General features: G+C 71.3%; 9 protein-coding genes. 4 read left to right on the forward strand and 5 right to left on the reverse strand.

Annotated elements, in window-relative coordinates; translation table 11 throughout:
* Positions 1–87 precede the first annotated feature (87 nt).
* From EAD96_RS27595 to EAD96_RS27610, 4 genes are read right to left on the reverse strand one after another with little or no spacing between them, the layout of a single operon-like run.
* Positions 88–2,328 (reverse strand): alpha-galactosidase, encoded by a 2,241-nt coding sequence (locus EAD96_RS27595; protein WP_121686304.1) that lies wholly within the window; start codon positions 2,326–2,328, stop codon positions 88–90.
* Positions 2,325–3,206, reverse strand: a complete 882-nt coding sequence (locus EAD96_RS27600) for a carbohydrate ABC transporter permease (RefSeq protein WP_120570922.1) — start codon at positions 3,204–3,206, stop codon at positions 2,325–2,327. The genes EAD96_RS27595 and EAD96_RS27600 overlap by 4 nt, the downstream gene beginning before the upstream one ends.
* Positions 3,203–4,159, reverse strand: a complete 957-nt coding sequence (locus EAD96_RS27605; protein ID WP_121686305.1) for a carbohydrate ABC transporter permease — start codon at positions 4,157–4,159, stop codon at positions 3,203–3,205. The genes EAD96_RS27600 and EAD96_RS27605 overlap by 4 nt, the downstream gene beginning before the upstream one ends.
* A gap of 22 nt (positions 4,160–4,181) precedes the next feature.
* On the reverse strand, positions 4,182–5,513 hold the full coding sequence (locus EAD96_RS27610; RefSeq protein WP_121686306.1) for an ABC transporter substrate-binding protein: 1,332 nt from the start codon (positions 5,511–5,513) through the stop codon (positions 4,182–4,184).
* Positions 5,514–5,792: 279 nt separating this feature from the next.
* On the opposite strand from EAD96_RS27610, the gene EAD96_RS27615 reads away from it, so the two are divergent.
* From EAD96_RS27615 to EAD96_RS27625, 3 genes are all read left to right on the forward strand, one after another.
* A complete protein-coding gene (locus EAD96_RS27615; RefSeq protein WP_121686307.1) occupies positions 5,793–7,802 on the forward strand; it encodes a beta-galactosidase in 2,010 nt (669 codons plus the stop codon).
* 34 nt (positions 7,803–7,836) lie between these two features.
* Positions 7,837–8,613 (forward strand): DeoR/GlpR family DNA-binding transcription regulator, encoded by a 777-nt coding sequence (locus EAD96_RS27620; RefSeq protein WP_121686308.1) that lies wholly within the window; start codon positions 7,837–7,839, stop codon positions 8,611–8,613.
* Between the two features lie 103 nt (positions 8,614–8,716).
* Complete coding sequence (locus EAD96_RS27625) at positions 8,717–9,706, forward strand: sporulation protein (RefSeq protein ID WP_121686309.1); 990 nt, start codon at positions 8,717–8,719, stop codon at positions 9,704–9,706.
* A 65-nt stretch (positions 9,707–9,771) separates the two neighbouring features.
* Here EAD96_RS27625 and EAD96_RS27630 read toward each other — a convergent pair whose 3' ends face one another.
* Positions 9,772–10,149, reverse strand: coding sequence for a hypothetical protein (locus tag EAD96_RS27630; protein ID WP_091427728.1), 378 nt, complete (start codon positions 10,147–10,149; stop codon positions 9,772–9,774).
* Positions 10,150–10,432: 283 nt separating this feature from the next.
* On the opposite strand from EAD96_RS27630, the gene EAD96_RS27635 reads away from it, so the two are divergent.
* Positions 10,433–10,855 (forward strand): hypothetical protein, encoded by a 423-nt coding sequence (locus tag EAD96_RS27635; RefSeq protein WP_162959127.1) that lies wholly within the window; start codon positions 10,433–10,435, stop codon positions 10,853–10,855.
* The last annotated feature ends 443 nt before the right edge of the window (positions 10,856–11,298 follow it).

Below are 11,298 nucleotides of genomic sequence, written 5' to 3' on the forward strand. Positions count from 1 at the left end.
CCCCCAGTGGCGTGATCAAGGAGTTTGTGTCCCGATCGGACCTCGACGGAGACACAAACTCCTTGATCACCGGGGCGGGCCGGGCGGTCAGGCGGCGGTCACCTCCAGGAGGAGGGCCTGTTCGGGGTGCAGGGCGGGGAGCTGAACGCCGACCGACCCCAGCACCGAACCGCTCACCGTGATCCCGCCGCCCGGCCAGGCCAGCCAGCCCGGCGGCGACATCTCCAGCAGCGCCGGCTCCGGCACCCCGGCGGGCGGGCGCACGAGGTAGCGCCGCTCCGGGTCCAGCCCCGGCAGCCGGACCGCGCCCGGCACCTGTGCCACCGAGGTGGCGACCCGGCTGACCGCGTACACCGCGTGCGAGCGGTCGTGGGCGACCACGCCGTGGGCCTGCACGGCCGGGTCCGGGTGGTCGACCCGGACCACCCGGCCGGTGTGCAGCAGCGGGCGCAGCCGCTTGTGCAGCGCCACCCAGGCGGTGAGTTCGGCCCGCTCGGTGGCGTCGATCGCGGTGATGTCCCACTCGATGCCGTGGTGGCCGAACAGCGCGGTGACCGCGCGGAACGCCAGGTCGTGCACGCGGCGCGTGGTGTGCGAGCGCTCCGGCCCGATGTGCGTGCCGATCAGTTCGGGCGGCAGCAGCAGGCCGGTCCAGCGCTGGATGGACAGCCGTTCCAGCGCGTCGTTGCAGTCGCTGGCCCATACCCGGTCGGTTCGGCGCAGGATCTCCAGGTCGACCCGGGCGCCGCCGGAGGAGCAGCTCTCGATCTCGACGTCCGGGTGCCGGGAGCGCAATTCGTCCAGCAGCCGGTACACAGCGAGCGTCTGCGCGTGCACGCCCGGCCGTCCGGCGTGCCCAGCCTCGGTGAGGTCGCGGTTGTGGTCCCACTTCAGGTACGCGATCCCGTCGTGCTCGCTGAGCACCGCGTCGAGCCGTTCGAGCAGGTAGGCGTACGCGTCGGGGTGGGCCAGGTCGAGCACCTGCTGGTGTCGCCACGGCGGCGGCAGCCGGCCCGGCGCCTGGAGCAGCCAGTCGGGGTGGGCGCGGAACAGGTCGGAGTCCGGGTTGACCATCTCCGGCTCGACCCAGAGCCCGAACTGCATGCCGTGCCCGCGTACGTGGTCGATCAGCGGCTGCAACCCGTCCGGCCAGACCTCGCCGTCGACCCACCAGTCACCGAGCCCGGCCTGGTCGTGCCGCCGGCCGCGGAACCAGCCGTCGTCGAGCACGAAGCGTTCCACGCCGACCTCGGCGGCCGCGTCGGCGAGCGCCCGCAACCGGTCCAGGTCGTGGTCGAAGTAGACCGCCTCCCACACGTTCAGCGTCACCGGCCGCGGCGTGCGCGGGTGCGACGGGCGGGCCCGCAGGTGCGTGTGCAGGGCGTCGCTGAGCCCGTCCAGCCCGTCGGCCGAGTGCGCCGCGTACAGCAGGGGAGTCGCGTACTCGTCGCCCGGCCCCAGCACGATCTCACCGGGCGTGAGCAGCTCACCGCCGCCGAGTGTGGACTCGCCGGTCGGGCGGCGCTCGGCGGCCGTGACGTGGTCGCCGCTCCACGCGGTGTGCACCGCCCACACCTCGCCGTGCCGGAAACCGAACCCGGCCGTGCCCGCGACCAGCAGCAACGTGGCGTCGTGGCCGGTGCGGCCGTGCCGTCCCTCGCGTACCCACGCGCCCATCGGCCACGGATGCCGCTGCGGCGCGCGCTCCCGGCACCACCGGCCGGTCAGGTCGAGCAGTTCGGTGGCGACCGCCGGCACCGGCAGCACCGGCGTCAGCTCCCGCACCTCGTACCGGCCGTCGCCGTCGTTGCGCAGCCGGTGCCGCAGCGTCAGCACCCCCGCCGCATCCAGCGTGATCTCGACGGTCAGGCTCAACCCCGCGCCCGGGTCCGCCGCCCGCACCGTCACCCGTGCGGCGCCGGCCCCGTCGCGGTTGCGTTCCTCATCGGGTACGCGCACCGCGTCCCCGCCTCCGGCCACGCCGCCCGGAGCGGGCGTGCCCGGCGCGTCGCCGTGCGGGGGCGGCTCGTCGCGCACGTCGAGGCCGGCCAGGCGGAACGCGGTCGACCAGTCCCGGCCGTCGCGGTGACCGGCGAGACCGGGCCGCCCGCTCCACCCGGCGCTCGCCTCGGGCAGCAGCGACAACACTGTTGGCGCGTCGAAGCTGCTCGGCACGACGGGTGGCACGGTGGCGTCGACGAGCGCGGGCAGGTCCCCGTCGGGCAGCGGGCCGAGGTCGGCGCCCCAGTGCACGACCCGGGGCAGCCCCGGGCCGCGTGCGTCGAGCACCAGGCTGGTCCGCGCGCGGCGCAGGTGGACGATCGTCATCCCTTGGAGGCTCCCAGCGTCAGACCCCGGACGAACTGCTTCTGGAGCAGGAAGAAGATCACCAGGGTGGGGATCGCGACCAGCACCGAACCGGCCGAGACCAGGTTGTTGTCGGTGAAGAACTCGCCGCGCAGGTTGTTCAGCGAACTGGTGACCGGGAACTTGTCGCCGGTCCGCATGAGCACTGTGGCCCAGAAGAACTCGTTGTAGATCCAGGTCACCTCCAGCGTGGCCAGCGCGGCGAGCGCGGGGCGGCACAGCGGCAGCGTGACCTGCCAGTACTGCCGCCACACGTTCGCCCCGTCGACCATCGCGGCCTCGTACAGCTCGTGCGGCAGCGCCTTCATGTAGTTGCTGAGCACGAACACGCAGAAGCCGCACTGGAACGCGACGTTGACCAGGATCAGCCCCCAGTAGCTGTCGTAGAGCAGCTCCGAGTCGCTCATCCAGGCCGGCAGCGGGATCTCGGTGAACATCCGGAACAGCGGGATGAGCAGCGCCTGCTGCGGCAGCAGGTTCGCGGCGGTGAACAGGCCGAGCAGCGCGATGTTGAGCTTCCAGCTGAACCGGGCGATCACGAACGCCACGCAGGAGGCGAGGAACAGCGTGAGCAGCACCGCCGGAACGGTGATGTAGGCCGAGTTGAGGAAGTGCTTGCCGAACTCGGCGGTACGCCAGGCGGTGACGTAGTTGTCGATCGTCCAGCCGCCGAGCGACACGTAACCGTTGGCGGCCGTGTACTCGTAGGAGCGGAACGACGTGAGCACCGCCCAGAGGATGGGGAACAGCCAGCCCACGGCGACCGTACCCAGGAACAGGTGCAGGACGACCCGGGCGGGCCGCACGGGGCGGCGGCGGCCGGCGGAGACGGCGGTCATCGCTTGTCCTCCCGCATCACGGTCCAGAGGTAGATGGTGATGAAGACCAGCGACACGGCCAGCATGATCGTCGCCAGCGCGGAGCCGAAGCCGATCCGGCTGGCCTCGCCCACCACGTTCTGGGTGACCAGCGCGGAGATCAGCTCCAGTCCGTTGCGGCCCTTGTTGATGACCCAGACCAGGTCGAACGCGCGCAGCGACTCGATCACGGTCACCACCAGCACGATGATGTTGATCGGGCGCATCACCGGGAAGACGACCCGGAAGAACGTGCTGGTCTCGGACGATCCGTCGACTGCGGCGGCCTCGCGCAGCGACGGGTCGACGCCCTTGAGGCCGGCCAGGTAGAGCAGCATGATGTAGCCGACGTGCCGCCAGCCGGCCGCCACCAGCACGGCCCAGATGTTGACGTTCGGGTCGCCGTACCAGTCGGTCTCGCCGCCGAACACGCCGTTGAGCAGGCCCTGGTCGCGGCTGTAGATGAGCTGCCAGATGAAGCCGATGAGCGCCAGCGACAGCACCACCGGCAGGTAGAGCGCGGTCTGGTAGAAGCGGCTGCCGCGCAGTTCCTTGTCCAGCAGCACGGCGAGGAACATGCCGATCGGGGTGGCCACCACGAACAGCGCGGCCAGCCAGAGCAGGTTGTTCTGCACGGCGGGGACGAACGGCGGGTAGATGTTCACCACGTCGTCGTAGTTCTTGACCCCGACCCACTCGATCTCGCCGATCGGGCCGATGCCGTCCCAGTTCGTGCCGGAGAGCAGCACCGTCGCCACCGCGGGCAGCCAGACCAGGCCGGTGACGAGCAGCAGGGGTACCAGCACCATCAGCGTGATCACCACGCGGTCGGTGCGGGACAGGAGCCGTAGCCGGCGACCGCGACCACCGTTCGTGGTGGTCGCGGCCGGCGGCGGCACGGCGCGATCCGCTTGGATCAGGGGCAGGTCGGACATGATGTCCTTCCCCCTTCCGCCGTCAGCTGGTGAAGATCGACTTCTTCTGGTTCTCGATGCTGGTGAGCAGCCCGCTGATGTCCTTCGGGTCCTTGATGAACTGCTGGAGCGCCGGGATGATCACGGTGGAGGCGAAGTCCGGCCGGGTGTCCCGGTCGAGGAACTGGGCGATCTCGGTGGCGGAGCCGACCAGCTCGGCGGCCTTCTTCTGCAGCGCGGTGTAGGCGGCGGTGTCCGCGCCGCTGTTCGCGACCAGCGTGCTCGGGTCGTTCTTGACGGTGATGTCCGCCGCCTCCTTGGAGCCCAGGTACGTCAGCAGCTTCTGCGCCGCGTCCTTGGACTTCGGCTTGCGGGCCATCATGTAGCCGTCGATCGGGGCGTCCAGCGCCTTCGCGCCGATCGCGGAGTCGACCTCGGGGAACGTGAAGAAGTCCAGGTCCTCCAGGTCGGCGCCGCTGAACTGCTGGCCGACGAACAGGCCGAGCAGGTACATGCCGCTCTTCTTCTGCTGCAACGACTGGGCCGCCTCCTGCCAGGTGCGGCCGAGCGAGTCCGGCTGGTGCAGGGGGAGCAACCCGGCCCAGGTGTCGAAGACCTTCTTCACCTTGTCGGAGGTCCACGCCTCCTTGCCGGCCATCAGGTCGATGTGGAACTGGTAGCCGTTGATGCGCAGGTTGAGGATGTCGAACGTGCCCATCGCCGGCCAGCCGTCCTTGTCCGCGAACGCGATCGGGACCAGGCCGTCCTTCTTCATCTGCGCGCCGAGCGTGTTCAGGTCGTCAAGCGTCTTCGGCACCTCGTAGCCGCGCTGCTGCCACACCGACTTGCGGTAGAAGACCGCCCACGGGTAGTACGACGCCGGCACGAAGTACTGCTTGCCGTCGTCGCCCGTGGACGCCTTCTTGAACGCGTCGGAGTAGCCGTCGAGCTTGCCCCACACGTCGCTGAGGTCACCGGCCAGGCCCTTGGCGGCGAAGAACCGCATCCGGTAGCCGGCGAACCAGGTGAACACGTCGTCCGGCTTGCCCTGCAGGTAGTTGTTGATGTTCTCCTGGAACGTGTTGTGGTCGACCGTGTTGATGTCGACGGTCACGCCGGAGGACGTCTTGAAGCCGTCCATCACCTTCGCGACGACGTCCTTGGGCTTCGGGTCCGACTGGTTCGAGCCGAGCGAGACGCTCTTGGCGTCGCCGCCGGAACCGGAGTCGGAGTCGCCGCAGCCGGCGAGCAGACCGGTGCCGAGCAGCGCCCCCGCACCGGCCGCGCCGGCGAGCAGCGAGCGCCGGTTCAGGCCGGCGACGGACGGGGGTACGAGCCGGGCGAGGTATTCGGCTTGCGAGCGGGGACGGGACATGGTGCCTCCTGCGTGGAAGAGGTGCGCTGCGCTCATGGACCGTGATCGTTGGCGGTGAGCGGTGTTCGTGTCGGCCGCGGCAGATCCACCGAGAATCCACACGTCCGAACACAAACAGCCGGTGGCGCTTGAAGCTACCCCTTGGCACGGCGCTGTCAAGAGGGCAAAAAGACGACGCCTGTGGCGGTGAGGCAGGGCAAAGAGCCGGTAAACGTTGGAACGTCAGTCGATGTTGGAAAGTGTTGACTTGGGTGCTGTTCGGGGGCACCCTCTGCTGTCATGCGGAACTGGCACGGCGAGGGCATCTGGTACGGCGCGGACTACAACCCGGAGCAGTGGCCCGAGCAGACGTGGGCCGAGGACGTCGAACTCATGCGACGCGCCGGGGTCAACCTGGTCTCGGTCGGCATCTTCTCCTGGGCCCTGCTGCAGCCCACCCCCGGGCGGTACGCCTTCGACTGGCTGGACCGGGCGATCGACCTGCTGCACGACGGCGGCATCAGCGTCGACCTGGCCACCGCCACCGCCAGCCCACCGCCGTGGCTGGCGCACCGGCACCCGGAGACGCTGCCCCGCCGGGCCGACGGCACGGTCCTGTGGCCCGGCGGCCGGCAGGCGTACTGCCCCAGCTCCCCGGTGTTCCGGGACCACTCGCTCGCCCTGGTCGAGGCCGTCGCCCGCCGGTACGCGCGCCACCCCGCCGTCGTGCTCTGGCACGTCTCCAACGAACTCGGCTGCCACAACGTGCACTGCTACTGCGACGTCAGCGCCGAGGCGTTCCGCGGCTGGCTGCGCGAGCGCTACGGCGACCTGGACTCGCTCAACGCGGCCTGGGGCACCGCGTTCTGGAGCCAGCGCTACCACGACTGGGCCGAGGTCAACCCGCCGCGTACCGCCCCGACGTTCGCCAACCCGACCCAGCAACTGGACTTCCTGAGGTTCTCCTCCGACGAGCAGCGCGCGCAGCTGCGCGCCGAACGGGAGCTGCTGAACCGGCTCGTCCCGCAGCCGGTCACCACGAACTTCATGATCGGCACCGGCATCAAGTACCTGGACTACCACTCCTGGGCCTCCGACGTGGACGTGGTCGCCAACGACCACTACCTCACCGCCGCCGACCCGCAGCCGCAGGTCAACCTGGCCCTCGCGGCCGACCACACCCGGGGCGTCGCCGGTGGCGCGCCGTGGCTGCTGATGGAGCACTCCACCAGCGCGGTCAACTGGCAGCCCCGCAACGTGGCCAAGACGCCCGGCCAGATGCGCCGCAACAGCCTCGCCCACGTCGCGCGCGGCGCCGACGGCGTGCTGTTCTTCCAGTGGCGGGCCTCCCGGGCCGGCGCGGAGAAGTTCCACTCCGCGCTGGTGCCGCACGCCGGGCCGGACACCAAGGTGTTCCGCGAGGTCTGCCGGCTGGGCGCCGACCTGCGCGCGCTCGCCGAGGTACGGGGCAGCCGCGTCGACGCCGACGTGGCGATCCTGTTCGACTACGAGGCCTGGTGGGGCGCCGAACTCGACTCCCACCCGAGCGTCGACGTCACGTACACCGACCGGTTGGCCGCGCTGCACGCCGCGCTCTGGCGGGCCGGGGTCACCGCCGACGTGGTGCACCCGTCGGCCGACCTGTCCCGCTACCGGCTCGTCCTCGCGCCCACGCTCTACCTCGTCCGCGACGCCGACGCCGACGCGCTGCGCCGATTCGTGGAGGCCGGCGGCACCACCGTGGTCACCTACTTCAGCGGCATCGTCGACGAGCACGACCACATCCGGCTCGGCGGCTACCCCGGCGCGTTCCGCGACCTGCTCGGCGTACGCGTCGAGGAGTTCTTCCCGCTGCGGGAGGGCGAGACGGTACGCCTCGACGACGGCGCCCGCGCCGACGTGTGGACCGAGTGGCTGCACGCCGAGGGCGCCGAGGTGCTCGCCGCGTACACCGACGGGCCGCTGCCCGGCGTGCCGGCGCTGACCCGCAACGCGGTCGGCGCGGGCGCCGCCTGGTACGTCGGCACCCGGCTCGCCGACGACGCCACCGACCGGCTGGTGGCCCGGCTGCTCGCCGAGACCGGCGTGCGCCCGCCGGTCGACGCGCCGGCCGGGGTGGAGGTGGTCCGCCGCCGCTCGGCGGACCGGAGCTGGCTGTTCGTGGTCAACCACACCACCGAACCGGCCCGGCTGGCGGTCAGCGGCGTCGAGCTGCTCGGCGGCGTCAGGTGCGACGGCACCCTGGAGGTGCCGGCGGGTGAGGTGGCGGTGGTCCGCGAGGAGCCCGCGCCGGTGCCCGCGACCGCCTGACCGGTACCCTGCCGTCCGCGCCGAGGAGGTTCCCATGCTCGCCCAGCAACGGCAGAGCGCCATCCTGGAGTTGATCCGCCAACGTGGCGGCGTCCGGGTCAGTCACCTGGTCAGCCGCTTCGGGGTGTCCGACATGACGATCCGCCGCGACCTGGAGGTGCTCGCCGACCGCGGCCTCATCGACAAGGTGCACGGCGGCGCGACGCTCGCCGGACCCGGCTCCACCGAGGAGCCCGGATTCGCCGCCAAGTCGGTGCGCCAGCAGGCCGAGAAACGGGCCATCGTGGAGCGCGCCGCCGGGCTGGTCGAGCCGGGCATGGCCGTCGCACTCTCCGCCGGCACCACCACCGCCGCGCTGGCCGCCCGGCTGGCCGAGGTACGCGGGCTCACAGTGGTCACCAACTCCATCCCGGTGGCCGACGCGCTCTACCAGAACCCCCGCGCCGACCAGACGGTGGTGCTGACCGGGGGCATCCGCACCCCGTCGGACGCGCTGACCGGCCCGGTCGCCGAGGCCGCCATCGCCGCGCTCAACGTCGACCTGCTCTTCCTCGGCGTGCACGGGATGAGCCCGCGTACCGGATTCACCACGCCCAACCTGCTGGAGGCGGCGGTGAACCGGCGGCTGATCGGCTCCGCCCGCCGTCTCGTGGTGCTGGCCGACCACACCAAGTGGGAGACCATCGGCATCGCCACCATCGCTCCGCTGGAGGAGGCCGACGTGCTGGTCACCGACGGCGGACTGCCGCCGGAGGCCCGCCGGCAGCTCGGTGAGCAGGTCGGCGAGCTGGTGGTGGTCCGGGCCGACTGAGACCACGGCGTGCCTCACAGACAGTTCTCAGCCCCGCCGTCTAGGGTGCCCTGACGAAGTGCCCGACGGTCCATGTCGGAGCGCAGTTGCACGGGAGTGACCGATGGTCTTCAAGAAGATGTTGAGCGCGTTCGGCGTCGGCGGCCCGACCGTCGACACGGTGCTCAGCAACCCGAACACCCGGCCGGGCCTGACCCTGGACGGGCACGTGAACCTGGTCGGCGGCGACGCGGCGGCCCGCATCGAGCAGATCAACATCGGTCTGGTGACCCGGGTCGAGATCGAGAGCGGCGACCACGAGTACGCCGGCGTGATGGAGTTCCACCGGATGCCGGTCAGCGGCGCCTTCGAGCTGGCCCCGAAGCAGCAGCTCTCCATCCCGTTCCAGATGCCGGTGCCGTGGGAGACCCCGATCACCGACGTGTACGGCCAGCGCCTGCACGGCATGACCATGGGGCTACGTACCGAGCTGGCGGTGGCCCGCGCGGTCGACAAGTCCGACCTGGACCAGGTGTCGGTGCACCCGCTGCCGATCCACGAGCGGATCCTGGAGGCGTTCCAGGCGCTCGGCTTCCGGTTCAAGCACGCCGACCTGGAGCGGGGCCACATCTACGGCGTGCCGCAGACGCTGCCGTTCTACCAGGAGATCGAGTTCTTCGCCGCGCCGCAGTACGCGCAGACGGTCACCGAGGTCGAGTTGACGTTCGTGACCAGCCAGCAGGGCGTCGAGGTGATCCTGGAGTGCGACAAGCGCGGCGGCTTCCTCAGCGCCGGGCACGACGTCATCGGGCGGTACTCGGTCCCGCACAGCGACGCCGCCCGTACCGACTGGGTGCAGGTCGTCGACGGCTGGCTGCGGGAGACGACGGGCCGCTACGGCAGCCTGCGGGCCCAGGGCTTCGGCATGCCGCACGGCGGCCACGGCTACCCGGGCCAGCACGGATACGCCGGTCACGGGCGGCGCGGCCCGGGCATGGGCGGCGTGGTCGCGGGCGCCGCACTGGGCGTCGCCGGCGGCATGATCGCCGGTGAGATGCTCGACGACGCGTTCGACGGCGGCGGCGACGACTTCGGGGACTTCGGCGAGGAGTGAGCACACGCGACGACGCCCCCGGGACGGATCCCGGGGGCGTCGCCGTACGCGTGACTCGGCGCGCGTCAGCGCCGGCCTCGACGCTCCTCGCCGGAGCGGCGCGCGCTGCCCGCCTTCGACAGGCCCCGGCTGACCAGGTACGCGCCGGTCAGCGCGGTCAGGTACCACCAGGCCTGGTTCGGGTTGTTGATGTTCAGGCCGTTGGCGGTGGTGCCCTTCCAGAACGCGGCGATCGCCACGACCGCGACCGCGGCTGCGTACACCCAGAACTCGGTGGTCAGGAACGCCTGCTTCGTCTCCGTACCCGGGGACGGCATGTTCTCCCGGTGGCCGTCGTGCATCGACGGCATCTGCCGGGTCGACGTGTCCTGCATGTTCGACCGGTTCTGAACGTCGGACATCGGCCGGTTGGCCGGCCTGGTGGATGCAGCCTGCGTGCTCATCTGGTCCTCCTCAGGATTTGATGAGTCGTACCTGCATACCCTCGCCCCGCTACCGCAGGTCGGCCACGGCACGGTTCGCGCTCTGTGGCGGGGGCACCCTGGGTCTACCCCTCGCCGGAGACAAGGTAACCGCCGGTCGCCATCCGATGGCCGCCAGGCTCGGCTCGCAGCCGGAACCGGACACCCCGGTACACAGCGGTCATCCCGGTGCCGGCCCCGGTTTCAGCCACCCACCCTCGGGCACGCAACCCCGATACCCCGAGAGAGCTGCGAGGTGGTTGACGTGCGTGAGGACGACATGCGACAGGACGCCGCCCGGCGGGCCGAGCAGCGGGTCGCCGGAGGCGTGTACGGCGAGGGCGCGCTGGACGAGGTCACAGTGCCGCAGACCGACGTGGAACGGATGCGGCAGGAACTGGACCCGGACGACCCGGCGGACGTACCCGTCGACCCGACAGTGCTGCGCGACGGCGGACCGACCCGGGGTCAGGGCGCGGTCACCACGACCGGTGGCACCGCGGGCCCGGCGAGTGTGCGCCGGGTGGCCCGCCAGCCCGAAAAGCATCCCGGCAAGGTGGCGCCCACGACGACCGGTGACGCCGGCACGGGTGGCCTGAGCACCCCGGCCGGTGGTTCCACGAGCGACAACTCGTCCACGGGTGCCCAGGTGGGCAACTTCACCGACAACCGCCCCAACCCGGGCTGACCGGGGCAGCATGGCACGGCGGGGGCGGCCTCCGGCCGCCCCCGCCGAGCGACTTCTGCCACCGCCACTTCGGCGAACTGGCGCAGTCAGGGCGGGCGCGATGTAGCAACTTCCCCGACCTGGCGCACGTCCCCGCCACTCCGGCGAACTGGCGCGTTCGCCCCACCGGATCCCGCCCAACCTTGCCGTGCGCTTCCTGCGGCTGGCGCTGGCGGCGTGCCACCACATCGGGGAAGTGGCGGGGTCGGGGCGGGCGCGATGTAGCAACTTCCCCGGTCTGGTGCACGTCCCCACCACTCCGGCGAACTGGCGCGTATGCCTGACCGGTCCCGCCTTACCTGGTGGTGGGCTTCCTGCGGCTGGCGCTGGCGGCGTGCCACCACATCGGGGAAGTGGCGGGGTCAGGGCGGGTGTGATGTAGCAACTTCCCCGACCTGGCGCAC

Origin of the sequence: Micromonospora sp. BL1, assembly GCF_003667485.1 — a bacterium.
Taxonomy (GTDB): domain Bacteria; phylum Actinomycetota; class Actinomycetes; order Mycobacteriales; family Micromonosporaceae; genus Micromonospora; species Micromonospora tulbaghiae.